18 protein-coding genes, 1 tRNA gene and 1 riboswitch are annotated in these 17,873 nt (G+C 38.5%); of the genes, 10 read left to right on the top strand and 9 right to left on the bottom strand.

Annotation, left to right across the window (positions count from 1 at the left end):
• The first annotated feature begins 62 nt into the window (after positions 1 to 62).
• Complete coding sequence (locus tag JXQ92_RS11830; RefSeq protein WP_421986826.1) at positions 63 to 446, top strand: hypothetical protein; 384 nt, start codon at positions 63 to 65, stop codon at positions 444 to 446.
• Positions 447 to 526: 80 nt separating this feature from the next.
• Here the strand turns inward: JXQ92_RS11830 and JXQ92_RS11825 are convergent, their stop codons facing one another.
• The 7 genes from JXQ92_RS11825 to JXQ92_RS11795 all read right to left on the bottom strand — a co-directional run bounded on the left by JXQ92_RS11825 (position 527) and on the right by JXQ92_RS11795 (position 8,848).
• Complete coding sequence (locus tag JXQ92_RS11825; protein WP_421986825.1) at positions 527 to 1,816, bottom strand: serine hydrolase domain-containing protein; 1,290 nt, start codon at positions 1,814 to 1,816, stop codon at positions 527 to 529.
• A gap of 131 nt (positions 1,817 to 1,947) precedes the next feature.
• Positions 1,948 to 2,721 (bottom strand): DUF547 domain-containing protein, encoded by a 774-nt coding sequence (locus JXQ92_RS11820; RefSeq protein WP_421986824.1) that lies wholly within the window; start codon positions 2,719 to 2,721, stop codon positions 1,948 to 1,950.
• Positions 2,722 to 2,920: 199 nt separating this feature from the next.
• Complete coding sequence (locus JXQ92_RS11815; protein WP_421986823.1) at positions 2,921 to 3,616, bottom strand: diphthine--ammonia ligase; 696 nt, start codon at positions 3,614 to 3,616, stop codon at positions 2,921 to 2,923.
• 82 nt (positions 3,617 to 3,698) lie between these two features.
• Entirely contained in the window at positions 3,699 to 5,576 is a 1,878-nt protein-coding gene (locus tag JXQ92_RS11810; protein ID WP_421986822.1) for a TonB-dependent receptor plug domain-containing protein, read from the bottom strand.
• The gene (locus tag JXQ92_RS11805; RefSeq protein WP_421986821.1) at positions 5,563 to 6,561 is read right to left on the bottom strand and encodes an ABC transporter ATP-binding protein; all 999 of its coding nucleotides are present in this window, start codon (positions 6,559 to 6,561) and stop codon (positions 5,563 to 5,565) included. The genes JXQ92_RS11810 and JXQ92_RS11805 overlap by 14 nt, the downstream gene beginning before the upstream one ends.
• A complete protein-coding gene (locus tag JXQ92_RS11800; protein ID WP_421986820.1) occupies positions 6,561 to 7,637 on the bottom strand; it encodes an iron chelate uptake ABC transporter family permease subunit in 1,077 nt (358 codons plus the stop codon). Before JXQ92_RS11800 ends, JXQ92_RS11805 begins: the two co-directional genes overlap by 1 nt.
• A 5-nt stretch (positions 7,638 to 7,642) precedes the next feature.
• Entirely contained in the window at positions 7,643 to 8,848 is a 1,206-nt protein-coding gene (locus tag JXQ92_RS11795) for an ABC transporter substrate-binding protein (RefSeq protein WP_421986819.1), read from the bottom strand.
• 28 nt (positions 8,849 to 8,876) lie between these two features.
• A riboswitch (cobalamin riboswitch) is annotated at positions 8,877 to 9,079 on the bottom strand.
• Positions 9,080 to 9,181: 102 nt separating this feature from the next.
• Between JXQ92_RS11795 and JXQ92_RS11790 the strand changes: the two genes are divergently transcribed.
• Entirely contained in the window at positions 9,182 to 9,835 is a 654-nt protein-coding gene (locus tag JXQ92_RS11790; protein ID WP_421986818.1) for an FKBP-type peptidyl-prolyl cis-trans isomerase, read from the top strand.
• A 19-nt stretch (positions 9,836 to 9,854) separates the two neighbouring features.
• A complete protein-coding gene (locus JXQ92_RS11785) occupies positions 9,855 to 10,118 on the top strand; it encodes a hypothetical protein (protein ID WP_421986817.1) in 264 nt (87 codons plus the stop codon).
• Between the two features lie 48 nt (positions 10,119 to 10,166).
• On the opposite strand, the gene JXQ92_RS11780 is transcribed toward JXQ92_RS11785, so the two are convergent.
• Positions 10,167 to 10,238: transfer RNA gene (locus tag JXQ92_RS11780), tRNA-Arg, on the bottom strand.
• A 30-nt stretch (positions 10,239 to 10,268) separates the two neighbouring features.
• Complete coding sequence (gene hflX / locus JXQ92_RS11775) at positions 10,269 to 11,465, bottom strand: GTPase HflX (RefSeq protein WP_421987369.1); 1,197 nt, start codon at positions 11,463 to 11,465, stop codon at positions 10,269 to 10,271.
• A gap of 127 nt (positions 11,466 to 11,592) precedes the next feature.
• Between hflX and rfbC the strand changes: the two genes are divergently transcribed.
• The 7 genes from rfbC (at position 11,593) to JXQ92_RS11740 (ending at position 17,860) form a co-directional block, all read left to right on the top strand.
• Positions 11,593 to 12,138 (top strand): dTDP-4-dehydrorhamnose 3,5-epimerase, encoded by a 546-nt coding sequence (gene rfbC / locus JXQ92_RS11770; protein WP_421986816.1) that lies wholly within the window; start codon positions 11,593 to 11,595, stop codon positions 12,136 to 12,138.
• Positions 12,135 to 12,875: a tyrosine-protein phosphatase gene (locus JXQ92_RS11765; protein ID WP_421986815.1), complete on the top strand. Its 741-nt coding sequence runs from the start codon at positions 12,135 to 12,137 to the stop codon at positions 12,873 to 12,875. Before rfbC ends, JXQ92_RS11765 begins: the two co-directional genes overlap by 4 nt.
• 10 nt (positions 12,876 to 12,885) lie before the next feature.
• Positions 12,886 to 13,872: an NAD-dependent epimerase/dehydratase family protein gene (locus JXQ92_RS11760; protein WP_421986814.1), complete on the top strand. Its 987-nt coding sequence runs from the start codon at positions 12,886 to 12,888 to the stop codon at positions 13,870 to 13,872.
• Positions 13,873 to 14,006: 134 nt separating this feature from the next.
• Complete coding sequence (locus tag JXQ92_RS11755; protein WP_421986813.1) at positions 14,007 to 15,410, top strand: tetratricopeptide repeat protein; 1,404 nt, start codon at positions 14,007 to 14,009, stop codon at positions 15,408 to 15,410.
• Complete coding sequence (locus JXQ92_RS11750) at positions 15,411 to 16,178, top strand: phosphosulfolactate synthase (RefSeq protein WP_421986812.1); 768 nt, start codon at positions 15,411 to 15,413, stop codon at positions 16,176 to 16,178.
• A gap of 1 nt (position 16,179) precedes the next feature.
• Complete coding sequence (locus JXQ92_RS11745) at positions 16,180 to 17,115, top strand: DUF368 domain-containing protein (protein WP_421986811.1); 936 nt, start codon at positions 16,180 to 16,182, stop codon at positions 17,113 to 17,115.
• A 1-nt stretch (position 17,116) separates the two neighbouring features.
• On the top strand, positions 17,117 to 17,860 hold the full coding sequence (locus JXQ92_RS11740) for a shikimate dehydrogenase family protein (protein WP_421986810.1): 744 nt from the start codon (positions 17,117 to 17,119) through the stop codon (positions 17,858 to 17,860).
• Positions 17,861 to 17,873: the final 13 nt, after the last annotated feature.

Here is a 17,873-nt window from a genome sequence, read left to right as displayed (position 1 = left end):
GATTTGTGGCACAGGCATTGCAAATTAATTGGCAGGTCAGTTAATAATTAAAAAATAAAATCATGAATAGCCCAATAGTCAAAAACAACAGAAGCCCAAAAGTCAAAAACGTAAGTGCACTAATCGCTGTATTACTTGCAGCTGTTACTTTATTCCAAGCTGGTAACTTAAAGTCTAACGACTTAAGTAATACTAAAATGTCAATCCTTGAAGCTGAGCTTATTGCTGAAGTAGAGCAGTTCTACGCTGAAGAGGAGCTTGCTCTTGAAGAAGAAATTTACTTAGAAATGGAAGAAGAAGTTGAAGAGGTAAACATCTTCGATAACGAAAACAACCTTATCGCAACGGGTAACCCTTCTGATGATAACGAATTAAGAAAGCTAGTTAACAAAGCGGATTACTTAAGTGAATTTGCTAACAAGAAATACTACAGACTTTCTAAATAAGAAAACAACTATCTAGTCAATAGTTATTAGGGTTAAATCTTGGTTTAAAAGCCGGTCGCTAGATCGGCTTTTTTTATGCCTTATTCTGAACGTTCGAAAAGGTCTTCAGAAGGCCATGATTGCACAAGCTTTATTCCTTCTCTGATCGCCCACCGGCTTGTGCTTGGAAAGCCTCCTCTTCGCGGTGTTGTATTGGCAATGATAACCCAAGAATAACCATTTACATCTCTTGTTAGAAGTGCGGATGTTCCAGAAAGTGTTCCAGTGCGCCACCAGTGTTCACCGCTTACGCTTCTCCATCCTAAAGGTCGCTTTATTCCTCCTACTCCATTTACCATCTTATCGATCAAATCTGGACTTAGAATGTCTTTATATCGTTTTGAGTAACCATCGACTAGAACAAGCAATCTCATTAAATCAATGCCTGTAGCTAACCAACCACCTGCAGGTCCTAACATTTCAATGTCATCGGCACCGTAAGGTTTGTAAATTTTCTCCCCAGACCCATCGAAGGATAAAATCTGATTATCAGGGCTATTATCGTAGTATTTTACTTCGTTCTTTTCTCTATCGCCTTCAAAACTTCCAGCAATTTTCATATTCTTAATATTATTAGGGCTTAGGATTTCATCCTTGATCCAGTCTTCGTAGTCATCACCGGCTACTTCTTCTATCACTCTGCCTAGGAGTGTATATCCGAAATTTGAATATTCAAATCTTGTACCTGGTCTGTATGGCAAGTGTCTTTTCAGAACAAATCGAATAACATCATCAAACTCAATCGGATATTTTACATTATCCATTTTATGAATCTTATGCGGAATAAACATTGGGTCGCCATAGGTGATTAGACTCCATCCGGCTGTGTGGTTGAGTAAATGCTTTATCTTAATCTGATAAATATTTCTATTCTTGATGTTGTCGTAAGGTTTTCCCTTTAAAATGCCACGTTCACCAAAAACGTAATCATCTAAGCTCAGCTCACCATCATTTACGAGCTTTAAAACGCCTATAGCGGTAACCAACTTAGAAACTGAACCAATCCTGAATAGGTGGTAGGGTTCTACTTCTACTTTATTCTCTTTGTCAGCATAACCAAAGCCTTTCGCATAAACCAATTTCTCGTCCTTAACAACTGCCACAGTTGCCCCTGTCAATCTCAAACTCCTCATTACTCTATTGACCATGGAATCAACGGGTTCTAAGCCTGCAAAATCCGACATTTCGTTGGTCAAAGGAACCTTATCTATTAAGGGGACAATAATCTCTGAATCGGGGGTTTCTTCTGGCGAGTACTGGTTGACTGCCGTGAGGGTAATAACGATAATGGCGAGAGAAAAAGCTGTTGCCAGCCAAGTGCGAATTGACATTCTTACAATAGACCTTTGAGTTGAGTCTACAAGTATAAGAAATAGTGATCAGAAATACAGATTAAGTGCTTTTTAGCATTTTGGATCAAAAAAAAGGAGTCACAAAAGGTGTTTGCGACTCCAGTGGTTTATTAATTAGACTGGTTTAAGTCCCAGTTATAGTTCATGTACTTGACTTTAGCTTTATCGTTAATCTCAACTTCTGTGTATCGGTTGATAAATTGAACTAGGGTTTGTCCATTTTTAAAGTCTCCACCAAACCAAGAGAAGATTTTAGAGACCGTAATTCTATCTGGTGTTATTGTATTTCTTGTGGTATCGTTTAGAAATATTTTCGCCTGTTCTTCTAACTGGTCGTTTAATTTATTTGCTGTGTAAGCTTCATTTCTTAGCGTTGGACATGAAATTGAGGCACAATTGACTGCAAAATGAATTCTAGGCTCATCGAAATCTTTTCTTAAGATTTTATGCTCAATGCGATCTAAACTAAAGTCTTCCCCTCCTATTTTAAACCATTCCTTCGTCCATACGCTACGAATAGTCGGAATTGAAAGTTTTGGATTCAAGTCTTTGATACTCTTAACTGGGTAATTGTCAACAATCAACTTTACTGTAAACACATTATAAGCGTTTATCCAGTAGGCAATTTGTTCTTCATCTGTCCAGTCATCAGCAGGAGCATTGTTGCTCAAATAATCTGCATAGGCATTAAGCTCATCTTTATCCTTTATAAACCCTTTGTAATCTACCAAACCACCTGGTTTTACGTGCTTGGCTAAGAGTACAGTCCAATCAGAATGATCAGGTTTAATATCGCTATTATTCGCGAACGTATTGTTCGAGTGTGAGCAGCCTATTACGAATAACAAGGCTAAGACTATAATTGTATTTACGCTTTTCCGCATGGTTCTTTAGTTTGCCCTAGATGAACCTTAAGAACCTCAAAAAAGTTGCAGCTAATAAACGGAAAGCCTTTAAAAGGCTCAAAAAACGAGATTCAAGGATTATATTTTACTTTTCCGTGATAACTGAATTAACTTTTCGTGATACAATTCGTCTGAATTATTAACGCTTGATTACACTATTTCAGCATTAATATGAGTGTCATATTATATCTTGAAACCAATAGGTAACGGTTTTTTCTGGGGCAGTTTTTGATAATTCGTACGACTTCCCAACTACTTCACCTTTTTCAAACTGAATGGGTGTTTTAAAAATAGGGCCATCAAATACGAAGGTGTGAAATTCTCCATTCTCACCACATGGGTCTACATCGTCGGGCAGATCATTTAAAAACGCCTGATCTAATTCTCTACCGGCAAAGGACTTATCGAGCTTACTGCCGTCAACAGATACAACCAAGGTTCTAAAACCTAAAGACAAGAATTCTTGAATAATTTCCTTTGTATCTCTTTTCCAAAGTGGGAAGTAACCTTCTAAACCAACTTCTTTCAGCCTTTCTTCTCTGTAATTCTTCAAGTCTTCGAGAAAAATATCGCCGAATACGGAATGTGTTACACCTCCTTCACAAATACGATTCAGTTCTTTTTTCATAAGTGCATCGTATGTAGACATATCTATTTCTGTGGGTAGGGAGATTACAGAAAGTGGTAATTCTATAGCCTTTACTTGCTTTTCCAGCATTGATCTTCGAACTCCATGCATGGAAATTCTTTCTAAATCAGCATTTACCGTCGTAATAAGCTCTTGAACTTCAAAGACATCATTTTTCATTGTGTGATAGAGAGCCAATGCGCTATCTTTTCCTCCACTCCAATTAAAAATTGCCCTTTTCTTCATCGCATTAGTTTAAATGGACTAGTCTATTCCCAACTCCAAAAGCAGAGAATAGACTAGTTATCTAACTTTCTAAATGTTCCGATTACAGCTTAAGAGAAACACCAAATGTAACATTGGCTGGTCGTGTTGCGAATCCGTAAACACCCACAAAATCCTCATCAAACAGATTATTTACTGCACCTGAAAGCACAACTCTACCGTCATTTAAGGCGTGCGATAGCGAGATATCCACTAGATTATAACTATCAAGTGCTACTATAAATGGTGCTGAAAATATCGCCGCATTTCTTTCGCCAAAATGAGTATACTTTAACCTAAGGTTTGTGTTTTGGGTAAATGAATAGCCCACATTTAATCCATATTTCAAATCAGGAATTCTATAGAACTGTGTCTCATCGCCAAATTGATAACTGGCATAGTGTACCTGCAAGTTTAAAGCTTCCGTAACATTCCAATCTAAGTCAGTTTCAATTCCATTAATTTCTCTTTCGCCAGTAATGTTTTGATAACCGCCACCAATAAAGTTGCCCATATTATCAAATACCGATACAAAATCGATAGCATTTTCTTCTGTTCGATCGAAGTATTCTACATTCAACGTAAGGTCTTCTCCTAGGTAAAGTGAAGCTCCAAATTCAATTGATTGGGTCTCTTCTGCCTCCAAATTTGCATTCCCAAAACCTGATGCGAAAAGCTGAAAAAGGCTTGGCGCTACAAAAGCTGTTGAATACGAACCAAATAATTTCAGCTTATCATTTTGGCCTAGTTCAAAAAGGTATGATGGGTTTAAGCTGTACACAAAATTATTACCATACTCACTATGGTTGTTTAGCCTAACACCAGCATTCAATGTAAATGCTTCTGTTAAATCTGCCGATAGGTTTACGTAAGGATCAAAATTGGTAGCATCTGGTTCTTCAGCACCATTCTGGAATTGAAATTGCTGGTATTGAATTCCAGCGATGGCTTTGACCTTATCATTAAAAAAGAACTCATTGGTCAAATCGGCTTGGAAGTTTTTTCCTAATGCGCTTGACGGAAAAGCAGATATGAATTCTCTTTTCACTCGGTTAAAATTCAGTTTTAATTGCGCTCTACCACCTTCGTAGTTGTATTGCGGATGTAAGCCATAACTTACTTGGGTAATGCTAAATCTATTATCTGCATCGAAGAAAGCACCTCCATCATAGTCAGATCTTACGCGATCGTAAGAAAGGTTGGTTCCTAATTTAAAATTCTCAGAAAGGTCATAAGTAAGTTTAGTTCTGCCAGAATAACGCTCGAAACCGTCATCACCAAATGTCTGCGTTGGATCGGTATCTTCGGCGGCGGAAAACCCTTCACTAGTGGAAAAAGCTGCTCCGGCTAAATAGCTCAACTTATCACTTCTTCCATTCAGGTCTAAATTCGTATTTCCTGTTTCGAAAGAACCTATCGTTTGCGTTAATGTTACTTCTGGTTTTGAAGAAGTTCCTTCTTTCAGTTTGATATTGATTACACCAGCTGCTGCTCCTGTTCCATAAAGTGTACTCGCACCTCCTTTAAGTACTTCAATGTATTCTACCGAAGCACTGTTTAGTAGCCTCAGATCGTAATCATTAGCTATAGAAGATGGATCATTTATAGGAAGACCATCAACTAATATTAAAGTATGTCTGTTTCTACCACCTCTTAAGTTATAATCTAAGTTAGTTCCAGGTGTGCCGAAAGCACCATCGATATTTATGCCCGGTAATTGATTCAACAAATCAGCTACTGTAGCCCCTGGTGTTTTTCTAATGTCATCGGCAGTCAGTTTATAAATAACTTTACCTGATTTTTCAATTGGTGTCACAAACCGGGTTCCCGTCACCACAACGGCACCTAAATCTGTTGTGTCTTGTTTCTCTTGTGCATAAGAAAAAAGACTTGTGCCTAACAATACGGCAAGTATTGTTCCCCTCATTCTAATATTCGTCATTTTCAGTTTTTAAGTAATTAATTAGTTGTGCTATTGTATTAAATGATTCTTTTTGATTCGGTAGCACCCATGTAGGCCTCTCATTCTCAATCTTAATTTCTATTTCGGGTAAGTCAATTCTTTCAGGAAAGGCTCTTTCCAAAGCACTTTGCGTCCACTTTATATGTATTGGGTTTCCTGAAATCGAAAGGTCTTTAAGCAGTTCTTCTCGGTTTCGCCTAAACTTGCCTTTCATATAGTCGAAAGAGAGTTTTTCAGACCCAAATGCCTTTTCAAGCGACATGTTTAGAATAAGGTCTTCAGGCAGCCCCATTGAAATAGAATGATTTGGCATGGCCAGCCACATGTTATCGCTGTGCTCTATGGCCATGTCTATTTCATGGGTAGAAATGAGTATGGTCTTGCTTGTATTTAGGGTGAGTTCTCTTAGTAAATGAAAGATTTCAATTCGGTTTGGCGAGTCTAAATGTGCTGTAGGTTCATCCAGAATAATGATATCTGTATCTTGAACCAAAGCTCGCGCAATCATGACTTTCTGCTTTTCGCCATCACTTAGCTCACCAATATGTCTGTTAATAAATTGTGTGGTACCGGTTACTTCCAAGGCCCATTGAATCAGTTCTTGATCTTCCGCGTTTAATGTTCCTAACCAACCTGTATATGGAAACCTACCCAAAGAGACCAATGCATAAACTGTTAAGTTTCCAGTCGCCATACGATCAGTAAGTACCAAACTGAGCTGGTGTGCTATCTGCTTTTGATTATATGATTGTATTAGTTGATCGTTTAGTTCGACCGTACCTGATAGTGCTTTTTGGATTCCCGTAAGCGTTTTAATTAAGGTCGACTTTCCAGCGCCATTTGGGCCAAGCAAACAGGTAAGTTGACCTTTTTTTAATTCTAGGTTTAATTCGGAAAGGACTTCCTTTTCCTTATAACCGATGGTAAGCTTGCTTGCTTTCAATATGGTCTTATTGATACCCATTAGAAAGAAGACTTAAGGTTTCGTCGTTTAACAATGATCCAAATCACAATAGGAGAGCCTATCATGGCCGTAATGGCATTAACCGGAAGCACAGTATTGCTGCCAGGAACTTGTGACACTATATCACAGAAAAGCATTAGTATGGCACCTACTAATACACAGCTTGGTATCAGCACTTTATGATCAGAAGTATTCAAGAAACTTCTGGTTAAGTGGGGCACCGCTATACCTACGAAGCCGATCGGCCCGCAAAAACCTGTAATTGAGCCAGCCAAAATACTGGTTACTAGAATAATCCCAATTCTCGATCGCTTGATATTAAGGCCCATACTCTGTGCATAGTCCTCACCGAGCAATAAAGCATTCAGGGTCTTTGACAATAAAAATGTCATGACGATTCCTACAACCACAATTACACTCAAAATGGACAATTGATCTGCCGTTACTCCTCCTAGACTTCCGAAAGTCCAGAATATATATTCTTGAATTTGTTCTGGGTCGCTGAAGTACTGCCAAATGCTCACAATAGCTATAGTGATATTAGCTACCATTATCCCAACGATTAGCATTACCACATTATCTCTAATCTTATAAGAGATAGCGAGTATGGCTAACAGTACTAGGGCGGCACCCAATGTGGCGGCAAGTATAATGAGCCAACTGCCCCCTAAGCCTAATTGCCTTATAGTAAAAGCTGTTGTAGCCGTACCAGCAGCCAACATGACAGCTGCAACACCTAGGCTGGCACCAGCCGTAATTCCTAATACCGAAGGACCGGCTAAAGGGTTTCTAAAGAGTGTTTGCATTTGCAAGCCCCCGACTGAAAGGGCTGCACCTGCCAAAACAGCGGTGAGCGTACGTGGTAGTCTTATTTTTAGGACAATTGCCTGCCATGCCTCGTTTTCACTGGCTTGTCCCAATAAAATTTTAGCTACTTCCCCAGTAGGTATTCTTACTGAACCCAAACCAAGATCGAGTAAAATCAATAGCACAACCACAATGATCAAAATGATCATCAATCGCCATTTTACGCTCCCCTGATCAGGAGTGTTCCATATGGTTTCAGATTTGTTCAAATCGGTTATTTGAGACGGTTGTAATAAACCAATTCGTGATCGGGTAATAGCTCGGGATGAAAAATCTTGATATTATCTTTCAGGACAATGTGTGGATTCATTACCGCCGATTCATAATAATCGTTTCCTCCTCCTTCAGTATATCTACCGTAAATATTATAGATATTTCTGTTTTTATACGCCTTAAAATCGGTATAACGAGCATCAGCTTGTCTAATGTCATTCAAGGTTTTTGCAGTACTTGGCACCATCCAGAAGTCTGCCTTGAGTCCTTCTTCGTAAACTGTTTCAAAGTCTAACCTTATGCTTCCGGTCTGTTCACTATTCTTCCATGGATAGACCACTTTTGCTAAATCGAGTAGATAGTATGCGAAACTTCTTCCTCCAGCTACAAACCATGCATCGCCTTGGGCTATACCCGTAATTACTGTTGGGCCTGTCTTTACTTCATTTTCAACTTGAGTTAAAACGTTATTAAACTCATCTTCTATAGCCCCAAACCGACTATTTACCAAGGCTTCTTTATTTAGCAATGCGGCTAAGAGCTTTACCCATTCTGCTCTTCCTAAAAGTGTTTTTTCCTGCCAATCTGCATTTAATAAAACAGGCACTCCTGCGTTTTCTAACGATTGATAAGCATCGTTCTGTGCGTTTGGATAACCTACTCCTAATAGTAACTCTATTCCTTCATTAACGGCAAGTTCTGTATTTAGGGTACCGGACGGCTCCAATTCAGCAACCTGACCACTGGCAACCATGCCCTTAACTATGGTGCTCGATACATATTCTGCCCTTTCAATTCCCTTCAGATTGTCAAACGCATCGAGCATTTCAAACATTCCTAAATGGGTAGTTGACATAGAAGCTAATCTTTGGACTGGAATCTCTACGGTTCTTTGAGCTTCGAAACCCTTTGGATCTGGTGCACCATTCTGAACTAGTGCAAACCGAACTGTATCCACAAAGTCGTTGTAGTGCCTAAAGAGCAATACTTCTTTCCATGAATTGTGATAAACAATATCAAACCCTATTGCGTGATCAATAGATGCTTTTATCGGGAAATAGTCTTTTTCAGGATCGAAATCGCTAGCAATATTTTCTTGACTTTTGTGCGATGAACAGCTTGCCAGAAGCGCTAGTAATAAAGTAGAAAACCACATCAGGGTATTATCCGCCCTGAGATGGGTATTGGAGCGTTGGTTCTTTTTCATATCAAAAGCTTTTCCTCAGAAAGCGAATTAGTGATTAAAAACAACGGCAGGTCTTCTGACTTCCCCGGTTTTACTGAGCCTTCCCGACAGTTATATTCCCTGACAGTGGCAAAATTCAGCAAACCTTAAAAATGGGTTTACAGCAGCTGGGACTGTTCAGGATTTACACCTGATTCCCTTTTAATTTCTAAATCTCAAGTGACTTAGAAAACCTTTGCATGGGCCAAAGGTATAAAAAGTTTATGATATGACGGCTTATGTTCTTTGAGGCATGTACCAGAAATTGCCAAAATTTAAGAGAATCTTATTAATTTGCCTGCGTTAAATAAGCATATGAAATCATTTATCTATTCAACACTTGTACTTGTATTCCTCACTACTGGAACAGTCAGCCTTAACGCTCAAAAAGTGACGGAGCGTTATGAAAGTGGGGCGAAAAAGTATCAGGGTAAAATTAAGAAGGGCCGTAAATCCGGTAAACATGAATTCTGGTATGAAAGCGGCCAAATTCAGAAAGAAGAAAAATACGACAAACGTGGAATTTTAATTCAAGTAAAAGAATGGGATGAAGATGGTAAATTGACGAAAGACTTCAATCCAGAAAAAGCTGTTGAAAAGATTAGAAGCAAGCAGTTCTCCGAATTGAAATGGTTTTTAGTCCGAGACGGCTTGTCTTACTATAAAACTAGAGGAAAACAGGTTTATCAACCGATTACGGGGCGGCAAAACATGATGCTTAATTATGCTACCTATACCATGAGCGGCAAGGAAGTGGATAGTTCATTCCGTAGAAAAGACCCGATCAATGTTCAGCTTATTGGCGGTCCATATATCAAAGGATTCTTAATGGCCCTAGGCTATTTCGAGCCAGGAGACACTGGCTATATTCGAATTCCATCAGAATTAGCCTATGGAAGGTTAGGTACAACAAATGTGCCTGCCAATGCAGTATTAGTATTCCAAGTGAGTATCATCAGCGTTAATTAAAAGCTCTTTAAAAACAGCTATGTTCGATGGTCCTGATTATAGAAAGGCATTAGACGAAGACGTTTTCGACCGATGGCTGGAAGAAGGTCGATCTAGTAAATTAAATTCCGAATTCATGCTCATCGTTTGGGATGACCAAGACCAGGTCTATCATCCTGAATATGTATCAGACAGAGCAGCTATTGAGGCAAGTGGCTTAGGCCACTATGGTCAAACTAACGACCTAAGATCTATTGTTGCTGTTTACAATCTCTTTTCTGAATCAAGAGTAAGTTTTCGTTAAATCCGAAGTTACTAGGCCAGGTTAAAGTGCTATTTGTAGAAGGTTAAGTAGCCTCGCTAGGAATCGAACCTAGATCTAAAGTTTAGGAAACTTCTATTCTATCCATTGAACTACGAGGCCAGAAATATTTCATTAGGGATTCAAAGGTAATTAATAATGAGAATCCTTCAAGTAGTTTGGAAAGATGGTGTAGTACCTTTTTTTGACCTTTTTCATTAAAACGGATTTGAATTCTTCTATGTTCTCTTTTTTAGTAGCGGAGATAAATACTGACGCATTTGTTCCCTTTCCTAGGTAGGTATTCTTTAAATCTTCTAGTGTCGGAGGTGGGTTATCCATCTCTTCGGTTAAATCTGGATCTAATGGCTTCATTTGGTCGATTTTATTGAAAACAAGAATTGTAGGCTTGTCTTTGGCCCCAATATCTGCCAATGTTTCATTGACTACAGCCATTTGATCCTCGAAAAATGGATGAGAAACGTCTACTACATGTAACAAAACATCTGCTTCTACAACTTCGGCAAGGGTAGATTTGAATGACTCTATTAAATGAGTTGGCAATTTCCTTATAAACCCAACGGTATCGGAGAGAAGAAACGGAATGGTATCCAAGACAACTTTTCTCACCGTAGAATCGACAGTGGCAAACAATTTGTTTTCGGCCAATACATCAGCCTTAGTCATCATCCGCATAATAGTAGACTTTCCAACGTTTGTATAACCTACTAAAGCCACCCTCACTACATTACTACGAGACTTACGCTGTACTGCATTCTGTTTCTCAATTTTCTCGAGCTTCTTCTTTAAAACGGTAATCTCATTACGAATCATCCTTCTATCCGTTTCAATTTCCTTTTCACCAGCACCACCCCTTGTGGCTGTTCCACCACGTTGTCTTTCCAAGTGAGTCCACATTCGAGTTAACCTTGGGAGTAGATAAGTCGACCGTGCCAATTCAACCTGAGTTTTTGCTTGTGCTGTTTGTGCCCGACTCAAGAAAATATCAAGGATCAATAAACTCCGATCATAAATTTTAACATTGAGTTCCTTCTCCAGGTTTCTTAACTGAGACGGTGAAAGATCATCGTCAAAAATGATGACATCAATTTCTTCAACCTTAATATAAGTTTGAATTTCTTCAAGCTTGCCTTTCCCAACGAAAGACCTCTTATCAGGCTTTTCTAATCGTTGTGTAAACGACTTTACCACATCCAAATCAATCGTGCTCGCTAGAAAAGATAGCTCATCTAGATATTCTAAAACACGCTGTTCCGGCTGTTGCTGATTAATTAAAGCCACCAAAACAGCAGTGTATTTTTTATTTATTTTGGTTTCGTATCCTCCCATATTCAAAGCTGCAAAGCTACAATTAAACGAAGGAATTAGGAAATTCAACGCATAATCTGGTTGATTAACCAAAAGGCATGGAGTTTATAAAAAAAGTCTCAATCTTTGGAAGCATAACATTTACAGCATGAGGGTAATAGACACTGATTTTGAAGGCCTGTATGAACTCGAACCAAAAGTTTTTGGCGATGATAGAGGCTATTTTTTTGAGTCTTTCCGTGAAGACTTTACTCACAGCCTAGGTATAAAAGAAAAGTTCATTCAAGATAATCAGTCATTTTCAGTAAAAGGGACGCTTAGAGGCCTGCATTTTCAGAGAAATCCTTCGGCACAGGCCAAACTAGTACGTGTAACAGCAGGTAAGGTATTGGATGTTGCGCTTGATATCCGAAAAGATTCCCCAACCTATGGAAGGCATCATACAGTCATCCTAGATGCTAAAAAACATAATATGTTCCTGATTCCAGCTGGGTTTGCTCATGGTTTTCTAGCCTTAGAGGACAGCGTTTTTACCTACAAATGCTCCAATTATTATAACCAAGCTTCTGAAGGTGGAATTTTATGGAACGATCCAAAGTTGAACATTGATTGGCAGATTGAAAGTCCTATTGTTTCAGAAAAAGACCAAGTTTTACCTAACTTTGAGACCTATTCAAAGAACCCATCATTTTGAGTTTATTCTCTTTCCTTAAAAACAATAAAAACATAGTACCTGATTTAGGATACCTGAAGGTTGATGTCCATTCTCATTTAATACCTGGTATTGACGACGGCGTACAGACCATTGAGGAAAGTATGTCCATTTTAAAAGAAATGGAACAGTTGGGATATGAAAAGGTGATTACTACCCCTCACACGATGGTCGGTTCATATGACAATACGCCCGAAATAATTTACGCTGGTTTAGAGAAAGTGAAAGCCGCCATTAAGGAAGAGAGAATTAATATAGAAGTAGAAGCGGCCACCGAGTATTTTTTGGATGAGACGTTTATGAATCGCCTGGATTCAGATGAAAAACTTATGACTTTTGGTGGAAATCGTGTTTTGGTAGAGACTTCTTTCATAAGCCCTCCTCCACAATTAAAAGAAGCGTCTTTTCAATTAACACTTAAAGGTTATAAAATGGTATTTGCCCACCCTGAGCGATATACATACCTTATAGAAAACAAAAATCTACTAGAGGAATTAATCGATAGAGAAATCATTTTTCAGTTAAACGCAGTTGCACTAACAGGGTGCTATTCTAAGCCAGTGCAAAAATTTGCTGAAAGACTCATTGATATGAAAGTGCCTCAGCTAGTTGGCACTGACTGTCACAATATGGGACACATTAACTTGCTTAAAGAAGCAACTAAAACCAAGTATTGGAAGAAATTATTAGACCTAGATTTATTAAATAATTCCCTTTAAGGAAACCAAAATGAAGGTATTTATTACAGGTGCCACAGGGCTTTTAGGCAGTTTCATTTGCAGAAACCTTCTGGCAAAAGGACATGAGATAAAGGCCGTAAAAAGGACAACAAGTAAAATGACTTTACTTGAAGATATCACCGACCAAATTGATTGGGTTGTAGGAGATATGAATGACACTGTCTTTCTAGAGGAATCTTTGACAGGGATTGATGGCGTTATTCACGCAGCAGCTATAATCTCATTCGATAAACGTTGGGAAGATAGGATGTACCATACAAATGTTTTAGGCACTGCCGATATCGTAAATGCGTCCTTAAAATGTGGGGTAAAAAAGTTCATGCATATCAGCTCAGTAGCCGCTATTGGCAGAAAGGTTGGCGAAAAGTATTTAGATGAAAATAATAGATGGGAAGAAGGTGAATTCGACTCAATCTATGCCAGATCAAAGTACTATCAAGAACTTGAAGTTTGGCGCGGGGCGCAAGAAGGACTTGAGGTTAAGATTGTAAATCCTTCAATAGTTTTAGGGCCCGGGCTATGGGGTGCTGGTGGTAGTACATCAGTATTTAACTACGCATATGACGAAAAATCATTTCATCCAGAAGGCACTGTAAACTATGTAGATGTACGAGATGTGGCCGAAATCATCGTCAAGCTATTAGAATCAGATATAAGCGATGAGCGTTTCATCCTAAATGCCGATACAATTGGCTACAAAGAGTTCTTTGGAAAAATAGCGACAGCTTTCGGCAAAAAAGGACCTTCCAAACAGGTAAAACCTTGGATGTTAAAAGTAGCTGTAGCCTTAGAATTTATTAGGTCAAGAATCACTGGTAAGGAAGCTATGATTACTAAGGATACTGCCATTCTATCAAGGGCACAGTTTCATTTTAAAAATGACAAAATCAAAAAGGAGCTAGGTTTTGAATTCCGAAGCTTAGACGAGAGTATAGCATGGACCGTGGAGAACTTAAAGGCCAAGAACAACCTTTAGCATCACGCAATACCTGATCAAAAAATTCATTATAGTACTCAGAAACAATTTTATAGATTTCTTTAACAGTTTTGTGACCTCAAAGTGGTAATAAAGAAAGGTTTTAGGTACTTTAAATAAACCAATAATAATCGATGCAGGAAGATTATCCGAGTAGAGAGGAGGAACGTGGGCTCATTGACAAGTTCGAGGAGCAACTCAAGAATCAGACTTTCAATTTTTTCGATGTTACAGAATATGAAACGATCATACAATACTATCTAGATCGACTTAAGTTTGGGCGTGGGCTTAAAGCATCTAAACTCGCACTAGAGCAGTATCCATTCAGTATGGAAATTAGCATGCTGGCCGCGCAGTGCTATTTAGGTAAAGAACAATTTGATGAAGCATTGAAAGTAATTGAGAATGCTGAAAACCTTCACCCAAACGATCCAGAATTACTTACTGTAAAAGGTAATATTTTATCAATAGTTGGCGAATTCGACAAAGCTATAGAAGTACTTCTTAGTACACTAGACCTAGCTGAAGATAAATCAGAAGTGTATTATAACGTAGGCCTAACTTATCAAACAAATGGGCGCTATTTAGAAGCCATCGATTACTATAAGCAGTCTATAGAAGTTAATATCAATCACGAAAGTGCTCTTTACGAACTAGCCTATTGTCTTGACGTAACAGGTAAACTTGAAGACAGCGTATCCTATTATAAAGCATTTATAGATAAAGACCCATATTCCGCATATGCCTGGTATAACCTGGGTATAGTTTATAACAAATTAGAAAAATTCGAGGATGCCGTAAAGGCCTATGACTATGCCCTTGTAATAGACGACACCTTCGCTTCGGCATGGTTCAACCTTGGGAATTCTTATATGAACCTTGAGCGTTTTACTGACGCGCTAGAAGCCTATAAAAATACGCTCACTAACGAAGGGCCATCTTCGGAGGTCTATTGTTGCATAGGAGCATCTTATGAGAAACAAGGTGCTTACGAATATGCCATAAAGTATTATCGCAAAGCATCGAAACTAGATCAGTTTTATGAAGATGCTTGGTATGGCATAGGATGTTGTTTAGCAGCACAAGATAAGTTTTACGAAGCTATTCACTTCTTAAACAAGGCGCTAAAATTAGATCCTGAAAATGCCAACTATTGGATGGGCGTTGCCGACGCCGAATACCATATAGGAAATATAGTTACCGCTGCAGAAGCTTATCAAGAAGCAGCACTTTTAGAACCAAATAATTCTGACATTTGGTTAGACTGGTCTTTTATTTATCATGATCAGGGCGAATATCATAAAGCTATAGCACTGATGGAAAGGGCTTTAGACGAGTCACCAGATGATTCTGACCTGATTTATCGCATGGTCGTATATCAAATCAGCGCAGGCCTTTACAAGGAAGCCTTTACTTATCTGGAAAATGCATTAATTTTGAACTTCGAAAATCACGAAGTCCTCTTTGAATTCTTTCCAAAGTTAGAAACACAAAAGGCACTTTATAAGATCATTGACCAGTATAGAGATAAAAAATAAATGCATTACTTTTTGAAGAATGTGCCCGAAAGGACACAGAAACCCAGAGAAAAAGGTTTTACAATGGCCATGGACAAAGGACTTAGCGTTCGCCAGGCCGAAGACTTTCTAAGTGTAAGTAGCGACTATGTCGATATTGTAAAACTAGGTTGGGCAACTTCCTATGTTACACCAAACTTAGAAGAGAAACTCGAGATTTATCGACAAGCTGGTATTCCATTCTATTTTGGAGGAACCCTTTTTGAAGCATTTATAGCTAGAAATCAATTTGATGACTATCGAAAATTGCTCGATAAATTTAAGATGCCCTTTGCCGAAGTTTCTGATGGTTCAATAGAAATGGATCATGACGAAAAGTGTGGATATATTAAAACGCTGAAAGAGCAAGTAACTGTACTTTCAGAAGTTGGCTCTAAAGACGAAGAAAAAATTATCCCTCCTTACAAATGGATCGAGTTAATGCAAAAAGAACTGGATGCAGGTGCTTGGAAAGTTATAGGCGAAGCAAGAGAAAGTGGGAACGTTGGACTTTTCAGAGCAACTGGTGAAGTAAGGTCTGGTCTCGTTCAGGAAATCTTGACGAAAATACCCTTCGAGAAGATCATTTGGGAAGCACCTCAAAAAACGCAGCAAGTTTATTTCATCAAGCTAATGGGCGCCAATGTAAACCTAGGAAACATAGCTCCTGCAGATATGATCCCTTTAGAAACCATACGTTTAGGTTTACGAGGTGATACTTTCAGTCATTTCCTTGACATGAACAAATAAGATGAATCGATTAGTAAGTCATTTGGTACTCTTCCTCAAAGGAATTGCCATGGGTGGTGCGGACGTGGTTCCTGGAGTATCTGGTGGGACCATCGCATTCATTACTGGCATCTATGAAAAACTTTTAGATTCTATAAAGAGTGTAGACATGGTAGCCCTGAACCATCTGAAGAAATTTCAGATCAAGGCACTTTGGGAGCATATCAATGGCACATTTCTCATCGTTCTATTCGCAGGGATTATTACTAGTTTTCTCTCGTTTTCTAAGCTAATCACCTTCTTATTGGACAACTACCCTATTCAATTATGGTCGTTTTTCTTTGGGCTAATCATCATTTCAGCTTTAATGGTGCTTAAGGAAATTGAAAAATGGAATGTAGGTGTATTCGTGGCCATTATTATAGGAGCAGGTGCAGCATATTTTATAACTTCCGCAGTACCTTCTGAAACCCCAGATTCCCCTTGGTTTCTATTTATTGTGGGTGCCGTAGCCATCTGCGCAATGATTCTACCTGGAATTTCAGGTTCATTTATTGTTTTACTTTTCGGTAAATACGAGTACATGATGACTGCTTTAAAAGAAAGAAGTATTGGTGATATACTAATCTTTATGGCCGGCTGTATTGTAGGTATTTTAAGCTTTGCAAGAGTAATAAGCTGGTTATTTAAGAAATATCATAACATTACTATAGGTGTGTTAAGCGGATTCATGATTGGCGCTTTGAATAAAGTTTGGCCATGGAAAGAGACGATTGAAACTTATACTGACCGACATGGAGAAATTAAACCTCTTAACGAAGTAAATATTTTACCCAACCAATTTTTGGCTAAAACGGGTCTAGAGCCTCATTTTATTGAGGCAGTTGGGTTTGCAGCAGCAGGATTCCTCATCGTGCTCTTTATTGAACGCTTAGCGAACTGGCTGACTAAAGATTAAAATGCGAAAATTTGGACTCATCGGATTTCCCTTAAGTCACTCGTTCTCAAAAAAATATTTCACAGAAAAATTTGAGAAGGAAGAAGTTCAACGTACATCTTATCAATTATTTCCCCTAAAGTCCATAGAAGAGTTTTCTAAGTTGCTTGAAGAGAATCAAGAACTAACCGGACTTAATGTTACCATCCCATATAAGGAACAGATTATCCCTTATCTTGATGAGATTGATCCTAAGGCAGAATCCATAGGAGCAGTTAATACCATTAAGATTATAAATGGTAAAAAGATAGGCTACAATAGTGATTACTACGGATTTAAGAGTTCTTTGACAAAATTTTTCGGCGCTAATTCAATACCAAAATCAGCGTTGATTTTAGGAACCGGAGGCGCATCAAAAGCTGTAAAAGCTGTTTTAAAAGATTTGAACATTAACTTTCAACTCGTTTCTCGAAGCTCAGGTTCGAATAAAGTTTCATATCAAGAAATTTTGGATTCCCCTAACCAGCTCGCAGCATCAAGATTAGTTATCAATACAACTCCTTTAGGAATGTCGCCTAACTATGAAAGCATTCCTGAACTTCCGTATGAGCAGCTGACCGAAAACCATTTCCTATACGACCTTGTCTATAATCCATTAATCACCCCATTTATGCAAAAAGGAATAGACGCTAATTGTTGGGTGAAAAATGGACTAGAGATGCTCCATGGCCAAGCTGAAAAGTCTTGGGAGATTTGGAACAAATAAGAAACTCTAAAGT

The organism is Roseivirga sp. (assembly GCF_049099775.1).
Classification (GTDB): domain Bacteria; phylum Bacteroidota; class Bacteroidia; order Cytophagales; family Cyclobacteriaceae; genus Roseivirga.
Note: the sequence above shows the minus strand (reverse complement) of the source record. Positions and strands in the feature narration are given on the sequence as shown.